The sequence below is a fragment of the Microbulbifer sp. CnH-101-G genome (genome assembly GCF_052466775.1).
The window spans coordinates 2301989-2317400 of sequence record NZ_CP174292.1 but is presented as its reverse complement, the minus strand read 5'-3'; the positions used below and the strand labels follow the sequence as shown (position 1 = coordinate 2317400).

Below are 15412 nucleotides of genomic sequence, written 5' to 3'. Positions count from 1 at the left end.
CCCTGTGAACAGGGGGGAAATATTGTGAAGATTTCTGATGTATTTATTGAAAAGCCGGTTTACAGCTGGCTACTGATGTTGATTTGCCTAATCGGCGGGCTTTGGGGGCTATCGGATATTGGCCGCCTGGAGGACCCGGCCTTTACCATCAAAGAAGCCCGAGTCTTTACCCTCTATCCCGGTGCCAGTGCCCAGCGGGTGGAAGAGGAAGTTACTGAGAAGCTTGAAGTCGCTATCCAGCAAATGGGGCAGCTAGATCTGGTTACCTCTACATCCAGTCCGGGAATGTCGGAGATCCGTGTAAAGATCAAGGACCAGTATGCTTCAGCAGAATTGGCCCAGGTATGGGATGAGTTGCGGCGTAAGGTCAACGATGCCCAAAGAGACCTCCCAAGTGGAGCTTATCCTTCGGTGGTCAATGATGACTTCGGTGAGGTTTTTGGCATTTATTACGCGATTACCGGTGAGGGTTTTTCCCTGACGGAAATGCGTGAGATCACCAAAGCGATTCGCCGTGAATTGCTTGGTGTAGAGGGAGTTGCAAAAGTATCCCGCTCCGGGATTATTGATGAAGTCGCCTATTTAGATATTGATGAATCCCGACTCGCTCAGTTTGGTTTTTCTCTTGACGACTTGGCCCAGGTCCTGCAATCGGAAAGTTCTACGCAAAAAGTAGGGGAAATTGGTGGCCAGGATTTACGTACCCGCATCCTAGTGGATAATCCTGCGAGTGATTTGGAGTCTATTCGCAATATTCTTGTGGGAGTGCCCGGTTCTACGGCAATGTTGGCTATCAGGGATATCGCGGATATCTCGATGGGATACGATGAAAGCCCGAGTTTTATTGCCCGTTATGATGGCAAGCAGGCCGTATTACTTGGTGTAGCAGGTGCTGAAAATACCAATATTGTTAATGTTGGTAAGGCTGTAGAGGCAAAACTTGAAGAGATAAAGCAGGCACTGCCACTGGGGGTGGAAATTCACCCGGTTTATGCGCAGCACCAGGTGGTAGAAGAAAGTGTCGATGGCTTTTTGTTTAACCTCGTCTCTTCAGTTGTCATCGTTACCCTAGTGCTCTGTGTTTTTATGGGCTGGCGCTCCGGCGTGGTGGTGGGTACTGTGCTTGGCCTAACGGTTCTGGGAACCGTACTGATCATGAACCTGTTCGGTTTAAACCTGCAGAGGATTTCCCTCGGTGCCCTTATCATTGCCATGGGCATGTTGGTTGACAATGCTATCGTGGTGGCTGAAGGCATGCTGATGGGGGTTCAGAGAAATGAAGAGCCCAAGAGTGCTGCCAGCAGGGTGGTGCGTCAGACATTCTGGCCACTCCTGGGTGCCACCGTTATTGGTATTATGGCGTTTTCCGGTATCGGGCTATCTGACGATGCCACTGGTGAATTCCTCTTCTCTCTGTTTGCCGTGATCGGTATATCGCTGCTGCTCAGCTGGATTCTCGCTGTCACGGTAACTCCCTATTTAGGCTACCACTTGTTCAAGCCCAGCAAGGACTCGGATTCGGAAGATCCTTATAACGGTCGCTTTTACAATATGTATTCCGGCGCCCTGGCCGGTGCGCTGAAGCGCCGTGGTCTGACGATCGGTTTGCTGGTTGTAGTTACTCTGGTGAGCTACTTCGCCTTTGGGTTTGTGAAGCAGGGATTCTTCCCGAACTCCAATGCTCCACTGTTCTATGTGAATTACTACATGCCGCAGGGTAGTGATATCAATCGCACCGATAAGGCACTTCAACTTGCAACTGAATATTTTAAAGAGCAGGAGGAAGTGGTTTCTGTTACGGCTGTTGCGGGTCGTGGAGCAGATCGCTTTATGCTGACTTATGCTCCTGAGCCCCCCAACGCCTCCTATGGCCAGTTGATTGTTCGTGCCCAGAAGCGCGAGCAAATCCCTCAGCTAATAGAGAAAGCTAAGGCGCAATTACGTGAAGAGCAGCCGGAAGCGCTGATCACCTTTAAGCGTTTAGTGTTTGGCCCCGGTGGGGGCGCCGATGTGGAGGTGCGAATTTCTGGTCAGGACTTTCAGAAGTTGCGTGCGCTTGCGCAGGATGTTGAGCAGCAATTCCGAGAAAAGGGGCTCGAAGATATCCGCCACGATTGGCGCGGTCGCGAGACCACAATTCATGCACACCTTGATGATGAGCGCGCTCGTGTAGCCGGTGTCACGAATACCGATATTAGTCGGATGATTCAATTTGCTACTGCCGGTTATACGGTAGGTGATTTCGAGAGCGGCGATCGCATTATCCCCATTATTGCGCGTATGCCAGCGGGGGATAGGAACCAAGTGGGTTCTCTGGAAGACCGCCTGGTATGGAGTCCCAATGAACAGGGATATATTCCTGCGGGACAATTGATCACCGATTTTGAGGTTACCGCCGATGAGGGTCTGATCCAAAGGCGCGATCGGGTTCCCACTATTACAGTGAGTGCCGATGCACCGGAAGGCGTGACAGCGATGGCCGCTTTTAGCCAGATTCGCCCTTGGGTGGAGAGCATGCAGTTACCACCTGGCTTTAAAGTGGAGTTTGGTGGTGAATATGAAAGCTCTACCGATGCGCAGAAGTCTCTTGGTAAAGGCTTGCCGCTAGGCTTTCTGATCATGATCCTGGTATCAATCTTGTTGTTCGGTACCGTTCGCGAACCTGTGATTATCTGGCTGGTGGTTCCCATGTGTTTGGTGGGGGTGGTCGTAGGCTTGTTGGCCACCGGATTGCCGTTTGGGTTTATGTCCCTGCTTGGCGTACTGAGCTTATCCGGAATGCTGATTAAAAACGCTGTGGTTTTGGTGGATGAGATTGAAGTGCAAACTCATGCAGGACTGCCCAGGCTTACCGCAATTCAGCGTGCCAGCGTAAGTCGTTTGCGCCCGGTCTTCCTCGCAGCGGTCACCACTATTTTGGGAATGTCTCCGCTGTTATTTGATGCATTCTTTGCAGATATGGCTGTAACCATTATGGGGGGACTGGGCTTTGCTACAGTGCTAACCCTGATTGCTATCCCGGTTTTCTATGCAGTTTTCCACAAAGTGAAACCTAACGAGGTAGAAGGTAGTTCGCCCGAAGAAATAGCTAGGCCCAAGAAGGCTTCTTCAGGAGAGCCGGTTTCTGCATAACAACTGAAGTGTACTCTAATACAGTTTGATCTTTAGATATTCCACACAGCGCCAACAGGGTGTTGTGTGGAATTATCTCTCTCCCCATTTTTTTCCGTTCTCCAGGTGGAAGCCTTTACCACCATGATTTTTCCTGAGTCCAAATTACATTTTGTTAGCTAGCTCTAGTATTGTTGTCAGAGTGAAAAGTCTATTGATTCCTGTAATGAAAACTTATTAGGTCTGTCATCAAGTGCTATTACTTTGTTGCGCCTTTATTGCCATCTGCCTTCCACTGATGAGGTCTATGTAGGAAAAGTATGAAAAACAACTAATGGTTCTTAGGTATCCATGCTTCGACCTTTTCAATTTCCCCTGAAGGAGTATTTACTTGTAAGAAGAATCCTATCGACTCGATAGGGAGATGCGGATAACCTGCAGCCTTGAAATTTGAAATAGAAATAAAAGAAAGGTTTGTGAATGCGTTCTTTTATCGCACTGTGTGTTGCGGTTGCACTGGCCAGTTGCTCTAAAACACCCGAAGAATTAACTCAGGAAGCTTGCATCGACTCCCGTTACGCAATTCAAGTAAGTCGAAAATTTGTTAAGCGATACGCTCCACTTCCTCATATCGCTAAGCTCATCGCAGTTTCTGGACAAGAAGACTCTAAATCTACGTATCGAGGCGACTGCATCCATAATGTCGAAGGCTGGGTCGAATTTGATAATGGTTTCGGGGATATCAAGAGAAGGACTTTTACTATTAAAGTTGAATACATAATGAGTGAAGATCACTGGACGATGCACGAAATAATCCTTTGAATTCTTTTTGATTCTACCCGCCTACAATGGATACCTAAAAGCCATTATTACTTTTCAGCTGCCAATTTGAACCGGCTCATACTCTTCCAATAGTTTTTCTTGTAGTCTAGCCCCTGATTTGATTGGTAGTTGATGTATGAGTGTTCGATCATTTTCAAGCTTTGTATTGTCTGCTTTAGTAGCATCCTTAAGTTTTCCAGTACTCGCGACCACTTATGAGAGGGCAGAGTGGTTACCGCAGTGGTCTGATACAGACCGGGATTGTCAAGATACCCGGCATGAGCTATTGATTCGTTATTCCCTTTCCCCTGTGACCTATACACGCGCTAACCAGTGCAAGGTTGCCACTGGGTTGTGGTTGGACCCCTACACGGGCAACTTTTACAGCAAGGCTTCTGATCTTGATGTAGAGCATATAGTGCCTCTGAAGTGGGCTCATGATCATGGTGGCGCTATCTGGAGTCGAGAGCTGAAAAGGCAGTTCGCCGAGGATATCGATAATCTGTGGCTAGTGGACGATGGCCGCAACCAAAGCAAGGGACACAGAGGGCCTGATGAGTGGATGCCGCCTTATGCGCCGGTCGGAAAAATTTATGTGCAGCGATTTATTTCTATTGTCGATAAGTATGGCCTGAGCCTGAGTCCAAGCGAATCCCAGAGGCTGCGCACCATGGCCAGTGAGGGCTAGTTAGGGTTCGATCTCTAATCTCTATCAAGAGGAGTACCTGTCGCAGTTTGACAATTTCGGGTAGCATTTTGCCTCTAATTGGAAGTGCAGGCGGATATGCGGGACTCCTCCAGGATTTTGATCGAATATTTCAGGTGTTGCTATCAAGCGGATAGTCACGACTTATCACTGAGTAATATTGCTCGCCTTGCGGATAATCGCCGAGTATTTTTCAGTGAGCGAGACTATTTATCCGGTGGTGAGCTGCCCAGAATCCCTTTGGTGGGTGCCTCAGCGGCACAGCTTGCAGAGCAGGTAGATATTTATCGGAAAGAGCGCAGCTTGATTTATTCGCTCTTTTTTATCTCTGGAGAGCTCCCTGCTCAGGTAGGTATTAATTCCAAGCGTAAACTATGTGCCCCTCTCCTCTATTATCCCGCCCGAATATATTGCGATGAAGAGTATTTCATCGAGATAAACACAGATGATATCCGTATCAACCTACCTTTGTTGCGTTTGATCCTTAAGCCGGACACAGATTCCAGTGTGACAGATAGCTTTCCAATACCCAGTTTTCCACTGGATAGCGCTAAGGTGGCGGCCATAGGGCGCTGGCTAGAGGAAAACAGCCGGTTGAGTGGCATTGAAGAGATCAGCCGCTGGCCAAATCTGCAGCCGGCTGACTCTGATGCCTTGAGCAAAAATTCCACTCTGGCAGTTAGTAGTGCTTGTGCGCTCATATTGGCTGACAGGTCGCGGGGATCGCGAGGAGTTCTTCACGAGTTGCGATTTCTTAGTAAGTCTCGAAGACTTTCTGCCCCTTTAAAAGCCGTTCTCGGGGAATGTGCTGACCATTTCCCTCCAAGTAACAGTGAGCCCCAGATGTTGCCAGGGCTACTGAGTGAGACTCAGGAGAGGGCGTTGCGAAATGCTGCGAATTTACCTTTGAGTCTTATCTCTGGCCCTCCAGGTACAGGCAAGAGTTTTACCATCGCGGCAATGGCGATTGATCAAATGCTGCATGGCAATACCGTTCTGGTTGTCTCTAAAACCTCTCAGGCAATAAATGTTGTTCGGCAAAAATTGCGCGAGACTTACGGTTTACAAGAAGGCTATGTACACACCGGCGAGCAAGGTTTTGTTCGCAGTTTGAAATCTCACTTGGACTCACTACTTAAAGAGGGCGTTGCAGCTCCCGATGTGAGTGTTGCCAAATTAAAGCGTCGCCTCAAAGCCACTCTAAAGGCCCTGCGAAAAGCTGAGCGACGCTTTAGCAGGGCTTTAAAGACTGCACAGATGTTAGGCCCCGGAGGTTTTGGCACCTGGTTTACGGCTTTTGGGGTGCGCATTTTAGGCCGACGATTGGATACGGAAGCGCTTTGGGAGTTTCAAGAGACTATCGGGCATTTGCGAAAAAATTTCGAGCTACAAGCTTCCCGATACATTAATGCCTATCGTAAAGAGACTCTTTTGAGTCTTTTAAAGCGGGAAAGAAGGCACTTATCCCTTTTCAATCAGGCACTCAGGGCGCGGACCTCCAAAACCCAGGCAGAGCGTTTTGCCCAAACGAATATGCAGGTTGTTTTGCAGGCCTACCCTATTTGGCTTTCGACCCTGGATGAGCTCAATGAGATATTACCTCTTTCCCCGGGCTTGTTTGATCTCGTCATCTTTGATGAATCTACCCAGTGCGATATTGCCAGTGCGCTGCCGGCACTGTACCGGGCAAGTCGTGCGGTTGTGGTGGGCGATGGCAAGCAGCTGCGTCATGTATCCTTTTTATCGGCACAGCAGCAACAACGCTTGTGGGAGGGCCTGAACGGTCCAGAAGAATTACCCGTGGCGTTTAGTTACCGGGACCAGTCCCTGTTGGATATTGTCTCTGACTCACTGGAAAGTCAGGAGGCGGTTACCCTGTTAGATGAGCATTACCGCAGCCAGCCAGAGCTTATCGCTTTTAGTAATCACGCTTTTTATGCCGATAGGCTGAAAGTGATGCAGGCGAGACCGGTAGCGTCTGGTGAAGGAGCTTTGGTTCTGCAATATCTGGAGGGGAAACGAGCAAAGAACGGCAGAAATCGGGTCGAAAAAGATTGGGTCATTGAGCAGCTGCGTGAACACATTAACTGCTTTGCCGAATCTCCTGTAAAGCCAACGGTTGGGGTCCTGTCTCCCTACAGGGAGCAGGTGGACTACCTCGCTTCTGAGGTCAGCAGGGCTTTTCCAGTAGATGTACTGCGTCGTTTTTCTATATTAGTTGCAACACCTTATGGTTTTCAGGGAGAAGAGCGGGATCTTATGCTCTTGTCTTTTGCGGCAGATAATCAATCCCTGCGTGCGGCGACTTATCTCAATCGCGCCGATATGTTTAATGTGGCGGTAACCCGGGCTAAGGAGCGGCAGTTGGTGGCTTATTCCATTAGTCCTGAGTCCCTGCCACCTGAGCACTTGTTGCGCCGCTACATTGATTTTGGACATGGGGTGGACTTCAGTACCCAACAAAAAGTATTTCCCTGTGAGTTTGCCGGAGAGGTGAGTGCAGGCTTGCAGCGGGCACAGATCAGGCATTGGGTCGCATTTCCTATTGCCGGCCAGTGTGTGGATGTGGTTTGTGAGCACCGTGGGCGAATACTGGGGGTGGATTTGATTGGTTACCCTGGGGAATATCGGCAGCACTTTACTACCCAGACTTACAAGGTGTTGCACCGAGCGGGGGTAAGAGTGTTGCCATTGCCCTATATCAGTTGGGTGCGTGACCCAGAAAGCTGTCTAAGGCGCATTCTTGAAGTGTTGAAAAAGACGTCACAACAGAGCGAGCACTGAATACTGCTATCAAGGCCAATGTAAGAGTACGCAACAATGAAAGTTGCGCCGGGACTGCTAGGCTTAAAAGGAGTCCAGTTTGCAGTTTCGCCGAGAGCGCCTATGAAATTGTGGTTATTGATACCTTGCTTTTGGGTATCTGCCGTAGCAGCTGTCGATGTGATTTTTGTCGATGCTCAGCAGCAACACGGGGTGCGGAGCCCGACTCTGAGTTTTTGTCAGGCGCGTTTCTATGAGGAGGACGACGGACGTCTTTATTGCAATTGGGCAGTCAATTTCCGCTATGCCTGCTTCGTCTGGTGGCCTACCAATAAGGTGATACCAGCCGGTGCAAAGCTCTCTGAGCCGGAGGTTGTCGGGAAGTGCGGTAACGGTGAACCAGTTTATAAGTTACATCACTACTAGCTATCCGGCAGCTCCTTGCCGTTAAAGTGGATAGCATCGGTATTCCAGTTCAGTGGTCCACCAGTTGGTACTCCACGATAGGGCGTGTTAGCTTCTCTCTTGCTCGGTATTGAGTCCTTGATCTTGCAGTTCCCGCGCTTGCTTGAGGATTTCAGGCATAGCGCTGTCTTCCACCGATAATGCATCGATGATGGCCGCTAGCAGATCCGCTGAAAACATGCACTTGCTCACTTTGCTGCGCAGGTTTTCTGTGGTCATTGAAATTCCTCTTTCGGCCAGGGCCTGGGCGAGATCCCCGTAACGCATACCCCGCAAAGCCATTGAGGCGCGCACATAGCGAGCGATGGCCTGCTTGTACGGAGCCAGTGCTTGCTGATTGCTGAGGCTTTGCTTGTGGTCCATGGGCTCTACTCCGTTACAGTTGATGTCACTTATGTGGTAAATACTATCCTTGTGTGTATTATTTGCAACATAAGTTTGAAATAAGTTATTGACCACCTTTTTTTTGATGCTATATTTGTGACCAATATTCCACAGCGAGGGAGTCGAGATGACCTGGAACCATGAGAATCTACGCCAGTTGGCGGAAAACCACACCGGATGGGTGGTGGAGTCTGAGGGAGAGTGCCTCAGCATTTCCAACGACGAGGGTGTCGATGCATTCGTTTATGTCGGTGAGAAGCAAATCGTTGTCGAGAGCATTTTGTTCCCTGTGAGCCAGGTAGCCGATGTGGTCGCTCTTAACGAGATGATTCTACAGACTCATCAACTGGTTCCCCTGACGGCGATCGCTATCAAGATGATTGGCGGTGAGCGTTACTATGTCGCCTTCGGCGCGCTGTCTGTGTCCAGTAAAGACGAAGTGGTGATTGAAGAAGTTGAAACCCTATTTTCCAATGTGGGTGACTTCCTGGATTTATTTGCGGATCATTTTGAAATGGAGGGTGTAGCATGAGCCTGAGAAAAATCTGGACTGCCTTGAAAGGTGCGGTCAACGAAGGAACTGAAGCAGTTGCGGATAGCCAGTCTATTCGTATTCTTGATCAAGAGCTGCGGGAGGCAAAGGCCGAATTGAAAGCTTGTGATGAGAACCTGACTAAGATCATGGCTAAGCGCAAGCTGGCTGAAAACAAAGTGCAGTCGCTGAAAGCCGATATTGAGACTTACAGTACCCACGCAATCAACGCCAGTGAGAAAGGCGATGAGAGCCTGGCCCTGGAGTGTGCGGAGCGCGTTACCGAGCTGGAAGCCCAGCTTGAAACAGAGCAGAGCCTGCTGGAAGGCTTCATCAACTCCGAGCGCTCTCTGAAGGGGAATATCTCCAAGGCGAAAATCAATGTGCGCCGCATGGAGCAGCAGATCGACCAGATCAAGGCCACAGAGTCAGTTCAAAAGGCCCAGGTCGCGGTTTCCTCCCGCCATATGGGTGCTAACAGCAAAATCAAAACGGCTCTGGACAGCCTCGACCGCATCAAGAACAAGCAGCAGGAACGCGCTGCGGAGTTGGAAGCTGCGGAAGAGCTGGCGACGGAAGAAAGCGGCTCCAGCCTGGATGCCAAGCTGAAGGCGGCGGGTATCAAGCCCGGTGGCCAGGTCAGCGGTAGCGACAAGCTGGCCCAGTTACTGGCGAGCCGCCAAAAGGCCTGATCCAGTGCTACTTTATCGAGTGCGGCGCCTTCTGGCGTCGCTTTTTGTTAAGGCCAACACAGCAGCCATTCTTGTCGGTGTCCTGGGTTATGTGGTGGGTAGTTACCTGCTGCTCAGTGCCGCCGGAGAGAGCGAAATTGTCGATCCGACCAATTTTATTTATTGGTTGGTCGTTACCGCATCCACTGTAGGCTACGGCGATTTCTCGCCAGTGACTCCCGCGGGCAAAGTGGTTGTGGCAACCTGGGTAATCCCCTTTGGTTTGAGTTTGTTCGCCATGGTGTTAACCAAGGTGGGCTTTGTTATTTCGGAGTTTGTACATAGAGGAAAGAGGGGGTTGCGCATGACAAATCGCGTAGATCACACAGTCATTATTGGCTGGAACGGAACCAGAACCCTTCGCTTGATAGAATTATTGCTATCGAAAACCAATGGCACAGCAACTGAGATAGTGCTTTGTGTTGAGGCCGATATAGAGAATCCGATGCCCGGTAAAATTGATTTTGTACGGGTTGAATCTTTTTCCCATATTGAGAGTATGCAACGCGCCGCAATTGCCGATGCCGCGAGAATTATTATCGATAACCCCCTGGATGATGTAACACTCACCACCGCCCTGTTCTGTGATAAGCACAGTCCTAATAGCCATAAAACAGCCTATTTCCAGGATGAAAATGTCGGTGAGTTGTTGCGCTCACACTGCCCCAATATTGAATGTATTCCATCCGTGGCGGTGGAATTGTTGGCTAAATCCTCCCTGGACCCTGGTTCTGCCAGACTGCACCGACAACTTCTCGATAGCACTTATGGAATGACTCAATACAGTATTGAGTATCAAGGTGAGCAGCCGTTGCTATTTTCCGCACTATTTGATCACTTTAAAAAGAACTTATCCGCAACCTTGATTGCCGTGCGTCGCCAGGGGATCATAAAAATTGATGTAAACCCCGCCTTGACCGATGAAGTTAACAAAGGGGATATGCTCTATTACATTTCAGCAAAGCGGCTGACCGAAAAAAGCTGCTTCGATATAAAAATGAATGAAGGAGAGGGCGCAGGTACATGTTTACCAAGCTGATCGATAAACTGAAAGGAAAAGAAGCTCCAAAGGTGAATACGCCTGAAATTATGGGGTTGCGGCTTGGCGCAAGCTTTGAACTGGACCCGCTGGCAATTCGCCTGATTCTGGATGAACTCACTATTGAATCCTGCTCCCCCACTCAGATTATCAAAGCCGCAGGCATAGTAAAACTCGATGGTGCCTGGGTATATCGTTTTTATACCGATGACGACGCCTGGCTACAGGTTGTGACAGAAGGGGGCCAAAGTGATGAGCATGTAGTGGACGTCAAGCTGTTTCACTTTTACGATACTCTCGATGTCGCCAATCAGCAGGCTTGGGACAGGCTCCTTAAACAGGAAATTGGTGCTGCCAATTATCAGTTGCAGGACCGCAGCTATAACAGAGTCTGGACTGCTGCTGGTGACTATCACAACCCGGTGCATATGGCCGAGAAGACCTATGACGGGGATGGGGATTACTCCCTCACCGATCAATTCACCATGCTTTTTGAACGTGACTTGTCCGATCAGCGTACCGAATCCCTGTTCCTTTCAGCGGAAGAGAAAGAGGAAGACGCGGGCTACTTGAGTCGCAGCTTGGTGATCAGTACCGGTATAACTTTGACACCATCACAGCTGACTATTCACGGATAATAAGGAGATGTATTAATGGACCAGCCCTACGATTTAATGACTGGTATCCTTCACTTTGCGGCCTACTTTGGCCTGTCGCTGGTTTTTTTAATCGCGTTTAAATTTCTTTACGCTCTGGTGACACCTCACGACGAATGGAAGTTGATCCGTGAAGATAAAAATGCAGCCGCTGCCATCGGCTTTGGTGGTGCGGTGCTGGGTTTTGCCATTGCTGTTGGCGGTGCCGCCAGTAACTCTGTTTCCATTATTGACTTTGCCACCTGGGCATTCGTCGCCCTAATCGCTCAGCTTATTGCCTTTGCGATTATTCGTTTTGGCTTTATGCCGCGCATTGTTGAACGTATTGAAGACGGTGAAGTTAGCGCGGGCATCATGCTGGCAGCTACCACCATTTCTGTTGGTGTCCTCAACGCGGCTTGCATGAGCTACTAAGCGGAGGTGAGGATGAAGCGTAGTAAAAATATTAACCTTGCGCGGATGCGCAAGGGCAGAGGGGCAAGTTTTGTACTGCGCCCTCTGGCTATGGGAATCACCGTGGCTTTGGTGGGCTGCTCTTCCGATGAAGAGGTTAAGGTGGTTTCCTCAGTCGAGGACTGTGTAAATAACACGCAGCTCGATGAGGCCCAATGTCAAGCGGCCTACCAGAAGGCTCTGGCTGAAGCCGAGCGTACTGGGCCCAAATATGCCAATTTATCTCAATGCGAGTCAGAATTTGGCAGTTGCCGTGAGAGCAGCGGCGGCTTTTGGATGCCGTTGATGACCGGCTTTATGGTTGCTTCCCTGCTGAATGATAACGACCGACGCTATCACTCTTACGGTTATTACAATCCGGTTTACCGCTATTCCGCTTCTGGTTCCCGCTATTACGATCGTTTGATGACTGCGGATGGTCAGGTGATCGGGCGCTACGGTAAAAACTCCTATACCGTGGATAAGAGCGCGATGGACCCCAAGCCCAAGGTGACTAAGACGGTTTCCCGTGGGGGCTTTGGCGCAGTGGCCTCGGCCAAGTCCAACTGGGGTGGCGGACGTTCCAGTAGCGGCCGCTCAGGAAGTTGGGGGGGCTGATTGGTGCTGAGGTTACCAATCGGTGAGCGCCCGCGCTGGAAAGAGCGGGCGCAAGAATTTGGTTTTCAATTCCACACTATGTACGGGCAACCCTACTGGGATGAAAGCGCTTACTACCAGTTCTCTCTGGAACAGATAGAGCAGGATATTGAAGACCCCACCGAAGAAATCCATGCAATGTGCCTGGATGTTGTCGCTAAGGTGCTTGAGGATGAGGCGTTGTTACGGCGCTTCCGCATTCCGGAGCAACACTGGGATTTTGTCCGCAACTCCTGGAAAAACGGTGACCCCAGCCTTTATTCCCGTCTGGATTTTGCCTATTCAGGGCAGGGGCCGGCCAAGCTCTATGAAAATAATGCAGACACTCCCACGAGCTTATATGAAACGGGATTTTGGCAGTGGCTCTGGCTGCAGGACAATGTAGACAGGCGAGCCTTGCCACTTCAGTCCGACCAGTTTAACAGCCTGCAGGAAAAGCTGGTTAACCGCTTTCGCGATCTACAATTTCTGACGCCCGGCCGTGAACTCCATTTTGCCTGCTGTAAGGATACGTTAGAGGATCGCGGCACGGTGCAATATTTGCAAGACTGTGCTAGTGAAGCCGATATCACCAATCACTTTGTATTTATTGAGGATATTGGCTGCGATGCTGAGGGAGCTTTTACTGATTTAGACGATCAGGTCATTACCTGGATGTTTAAGTTGTATCCCTGGGAGTTTATGTTCCGCGAGGAATTTGGTTCTTTATTGGGCGGCAATAATGTGCGTTGGCTGGAACCACCCTGGAAGGCGATATTATCCAATAAAGCACTTTTGCCCATGTTGTGGAAATTATTTCCAGGCCATCCCAACTTGTTGCCATCATTTTTCGAGGATGAGCTGGGTAAGGCTAGTGGCTATTCGGAGTTGGTTAAAAAGCCTATTTTTTCCCGTGAAGGCGCTAATATTTCGGTAGTGCGCGGAGGGGATGTACATTCACTGTCTGATGGGCCTTATGGCGAAGAGGGCTTTATTTACCAAGCTATGCATCCATTGCCGAAGTTTGGTAAAAACTTCACCCTTGTAGGCAGCTGGTTGGTGGATGACATGGCTGCGGGCATCTCAATTCGTGAGGATAGCAATCTAATAACGCAGGATATGAGTCGCTACCTTCCGCATATTATTCTTTGAAATGCTTGCCAGAAATTTTCTGGCAAGCAATACCGCGCTTTAATTTCTAGTTTCCGGTGTTGTCAGCTGACCACTAAAAATCAACTCTTCAATTTTTTTGCTGAGCCTGTCATATGTAAAGGGTTTTTGGATGCAGTCGAGCACGCCATCGGCAATAACCTCCTGGACTTTACTGTCGACACTAAAGCCGGTGGAGAGCAATGCTTTTACCTCTGGGTTGATCCGTCGCAAAAAGGCGAATAACTCCTGGCCATCCATACCCGGCATAATCATATCGAGGATTACCAGGTCGACTTGTTCGTAATGTTGCCGGTAATAGGTGATCGCTTGCTCCGCAGATGCGAACGTGCTCACGCTGTGGCCATTCATTTCGAAGAGTGTTTTTGAATAACTGCGGACAATTGCTTCATCATCCACCACCATAATGCGAAGTTGGCGATTCGCAGATAAGGACTCGGCCTGACTTGGCTGCTTGTTTGTCTTTGCCTCTGCAATCGGCAGGTACAGATTAAAAGTGCTACCCTCTCCCTCAATGCTGTGGCATTGGATAGCGCCCTTGTGTAAATGGATAGTGCCATGCACTGCGGCAAGGCCCAGTCCGGCACCCCGACCACATTCCTTGGTGGTGAAGAAAGGTTCAAAAATTCTGCGCCGCACCTCGGGGGGCATACCGGTTCCGCTATCGCGAATGGTGATGAGCAGGTAATGCCCGGGCTGCACTTCAAAATCAGCAATAGTAGCAGCCCTTTCAAAAGTGATATTACTGCTGGCAAAACGCAGAATACCTCCGTTTGGCATAGCATCCTTGGCATTGATACCAATATTCAATAATGCGCTTTTTAGCTGGGCGGGGTCGCCCACTACATGAGGCCGACCGGCTTCTAGCTGCTGCTCAACACGAATACGCCGGTCAATGGTGCGCTCGAGCATGGCGCAGACATCGCGGGTAATTTCATGGGTATTACAATCTTTTAGCTGGTAGTTGCCTTTACGGGCGAAGGTGAGCAATTGCTTGGTCAACTCGGCCGCATGGCGTGCAGTGGTGAGGATATGGTTGGTGTACTCGCTGATACGGGGGTCTTCAGCAATCTGTTGAATAACCTCGGCATAGCCGCTGATGCCATGAATCATATTGTTGAAGTCGTGGGCGATACCGCCGGCCAATTCGCCAATAGCCTGCATTTTTTGGGCTTGCCGCAACTCCTCTTCCAGCAGGCGCTGCTTGGTGATATCTGTTCCGATACTGAGGATACCGGTGGGGCGACCATTCTCGTCCGAAAGGATTTTATTGGTCCAGGCAATCCAAACTCTTTTGCCGGACTTGGTAATATTCTCGTTAATATTGTAGCGGTGTTCCTGCGGGTGATCGCAAACGTGCTGAATGAGTTGACGTAGGTCCCGGCCGCTGGATTCACTGGCCGGCACTATGGTGCCTACCAAGTGCCGGCCAATAATTTCTGCCTCTGAGTAGCCAAAAAGCTGCTGGGCATACTCATTAAATGAGGTGACTCGACCATGCCTGTCGCAGCGCATTATGATGGAGTTCGCGTGCTCGACCAGTTCGCGATAGCGTTCTTCGCTTTTGCGCAGGGCTTCGTAGACCTGCAGGGAGTCCCGGTTTTGGCCGCCAGTGACAATGGGGGATGAGGGGAATACCGGCAAGCGGTTATCTTTGATCACCTATTCTCCTCCGGAATTATTATTGAGTATTTTTTCACCAGAAATTGCATCATGTGGAAACAAAAAAGTATATAGGGAACCCAGAGGTTTTTTGATCAGGTTTGCAGTCTTTGCTGACAGGCCGTGATTTATAAACCCTTTTGTAATTGTGTGTTTATATAAATGTGATGCGTATCCAACTGCGACTCTAAGAAGGGTGCTGGTATTATTATTAATACTTCCTAAACTTTTCTTCCCTAAATAGTGGCTATGGCCAGGCAACCTGATAGCATTCACCGCCATCTTGAAGACCATTGGATGAAT

Annotated in this window: 15 protein-coding genes; 12 read left to right on the top strand and 3 right to left on the bottom strand. The window is 49.6% G+C overall.

Annotation, left to right across the window (positions count from 1 at the left end; translation table 11 throughout):
• Window positions 1-24: 24 nt before the first annotated feature.
• The 5 genes from ACJJID_RS10020 to ACJJID_RS10000 all read left to right on the top strand — a co-directional run bounded on the left by ACJJID_RS10020 (window position 25) and on the right by ACJJID_RS10000 (window position 7828).
• Window positions 25-3132, top strand: coding sequence for an efflux RND transporter permease subunit (locus ACJJID_RS10020; protein ID WP_444919371.1), 3108 nt, complete (start codon window positions 25-27; stop codon window positions 3130-3132).
• Window positions 3133-3591: 459 nt separating this feature from the next.
• Entirely contained in the window at window positions 3592-3933 is a 342-nt protein-coding gene (locus ACJJID_RS10015) for a hypothetical protein (protein WP_444919370.1), read from the top strand.
• Window positions 3934-4069: 136 nt separating this feature from the next.
• A complete protein-coding gene (locus ACJJID_RS10010; RefSeq protein WP_444919369.1) occupies window positions 4070-4621 on the top strand; it encodes a GmrSD restriction endonuclease domain-containing protein in 552 nt (183 codons plus the stop codon).
• 96 nt (window positions 4622-4717) lie between these two features.
• Window positions 4718-7423: a DEAD/DEAH box helicase gene (locus ACJJID_RS10005; RefSeq protein ID WP_444919368.1), complete on the top strand. Its 2706-nt coding sequence runs from the start codon at window positions 4718-4720 to the stop codon at window positions 7421-7423.
• 102 nt (window positions 7424-7525) lie between these two features.
• Window positions 7526-7828, top strand: coding sequence for a hypothetical protein (locus ACJJID_RS10000; RefSeq protein WP_152454065.1), 303 nt, complete (start codon window positions 7526-7528; stop codon window positions 7826-7828).
• Between the two features lie 87 nt (window positions 7829-7915).
• On the opposite strand, the gene ACJJID_RS09995 is transcribed toward ACJJID_RS10000, so the two are convergent.
• On the bottom strand, window positions 7916-8230 hold the full coding sequence (locus ACJJID_RS09995) for a DUF6471 domain-containing protein (RefSeq protein ID WP_152454064.1): 315 nt from the start codon (window positions 8228-8230) through the stop codon (window positions 7916-7918).
• Between the two features lie 148 nt (window positions 8231-8378).
• On the opposite strand from ACJJID_RS09995, the gene ACJJID_RS09990 reads away from it, so the two are divergent.
• The 7 genes from ACJJID_RS09990 to ACJJID_RS09960 are packed head-to-tail and all read left to right on the top strand — an operon-like array spanning window position 8379 to window position 13429.
• On the top strand, window positions 8379-8783 hold the full coding sequence (locus ACJJID_RS09990) for a DUF2170 family protein (protein WP_444919367.1): 405 nt from the start codon (window positions 8379-8381) through the stop codon (window positions 8781-8783).
• Window positions 8780-9475 (top strand): PspA/IM30 family protein, encoded by a 696-nt coding sequence (locus ACJJID_RS09985; RefSeq protein ID WP_444919366.1) that lies wholly within the window; start codon window positions 8780-8782, stop codon window positions 9473-9475. Before ACJJID_RS09990 ends, ACJJID_RS09985 begins: the two co-directional genes overlap by 4 nt.
• Window positions 9476-9479: 4 nt before the next feature.
• Window positions 9480-10553: a potassium channel family protein gene (locus ACJJID_RS09980; RefSeq protein WP_444919365.1), complete on the top strand. Its 1074-nt coding sequence runs from the start codon at window positions 9480-9482 to the stop codon at window positions 10551-10553.
• Window positions 10538-11191: a YjfK family protein gene (locus ACJJID_RS09975; protein ID WP_152454060.1), complete on the top strand. Its 654-nt coding sequence runs from the start codon at window positions 10538-10540 to the stop codon at window positions 11189-11191. The genes ACJJID_RS09980 and ACJJID_RS09975 overlap by 16 nt, the downstream gene beginning before the upstream one ends.
• A 15-nt stretch (window positions 11192-11206) precedes the next feature.
• Entirely contained in the window at window positions 11207-11623 is a 417-nt protein-coding gene (locus tag ACJJID_RS09970) for a DUF350 domain-containing protein (RefSeq protein ID WP_152454059.1), read from the top strand.
• A gap of 12 nt (window positions 11624-11635) precedes the next feature.
• Window positions 11636-12259, top strand: a complete 624-nt coding sequence (locus ACJJID_RS09965) for a DUF1190 domain-containing protein (protein WP_152454058.1) — start codon at window positions 11636-11638, stop codon at window positions 12257-12259.
• 3 nt (window positions 12260-12262) lie between these two features.
• Complete coding sequence (locus tag ACJJID_RS09960; RefSeq protein ID WP_444919364.1) at window positions 12263-13429, top strand: glutathionylspermidine synthase family protein; 1167 nt, start codon at window positions 12263-12265, stop codon at window positions 13427-13429.
• A gap of 39 nt (window positions 13430-13468) precedes the next feature.
• Here ACJJID_RS09960 and ACJJID_RS09955 read toward each other — a convergent pair whose 3' ends face one another.
• Together ACJJID_RS09955 and ACJJID_RS09950 are read right to left on the bottom strand one after the other, a co-directional pair.
• The gene (locus tag ACJJID_RS09955) at window positions 13469-15109 is read right to left on the bottom strand and encodes a hybrid sensor histidine kinase/response regulator (protein ID WP_444919363.1); all 1641 of its coding nucleotides are present in this window, start codon (window positions 15107-15109) and stop codon (window positions 13469-13471) included.
• On the bottom strand, window positions 15110-15391 hold the full coding sequence (locus tag ACJJID_RS09950; protein ID WP_444919362.1) for a hypothetical protein: 282 nt from the start codon (window positions 15389-15391) through the stop codon (window positions 15110-15112). It abuts the gene before it with no gap.
• Window positions 15392-15412: the final 21 nt, after the last annotated feature.

Bases quoted from the DNA above. Each gene is read 5' to 3' on its own strand.
- ACJJID_RS09950 (WP_444919362.1), bottom strand. From the start codon at position 15,391: ATGGCGGTGAATGCTATCAGGTTGCCTGGCCATAGCCACTATTTAGGG.
- ACJJID_RS09975 (WP_152454060.1), top strand. From the start codon at position 10,538: ATGTTTACCAAGCTGATCGATAAACTGAAAGGAAAAGAAGCTCCAAAG.
- ACJJID_RS10015 (WP_444919370.1), top strand. From the start codon at position 3,592: ATGCGTTCTTTTATCGCACTGTGTGTTGCGGTTGCACTGGCCAGTTGC.
- ACJJID_RS10010 (WP_444919369.1), top strand. From the start codon at position 4,070: ATGAGTGTTCGATCATTTTCAAGCTTTGTATTGTCTGCTTTAGTAGCA.
- ACJJID_RS09990 (WP_444919367.1), top strand. From the start codon at position 8,379: ATGACCTGGAACCATGAGAATCTACGCCAGTTGGCGGAAAACCACACC.
- ACJJID_RS09995 (WP_152454064.1), bottom strand. From the start codon at position 8,230: ATGGACCACAAGCAAAGCCTCAGCAATCAGCAAGCACTGGCTCCGTAC.
- ACJJID_RS09970 (WP_152454059.1), top strand. From the start codon at position 11,207: ATGGACCAGCCCTACGATTTAATGACTGGTATCCTTCACTTTGCGGCC.
- ACJJID_RS10005 (WP_444919368.1), top strand. From the start codon at position 4,718: ATGCGGGACTCCTCCAGGATTTTGATCGAATATTTCAGGTGTTGCTAT.
- ACJJID_RS09965 (WP_152454058.1), top strand. From the start codon at position 11,636: ATGAAGCGTAGTAAAAATATTAACCTTGCGCGGATGCGCAAGGGCAGA.
- ACJJID_RS09985 (WP_444919366.1), top strand. From the start codon at position 8,780: ATGAGCCTGAGAAAAATCTGGACTGCCTTGAAAGGTGCGGTCAACGAA.
- ACJJID_RS10000 (WP_152454065.1), top strand. From the start codon at position 7,526: ATGAAATTGTGGTTATTGATACCTTGCTTTTGGGTATCTGCCGTAGCA.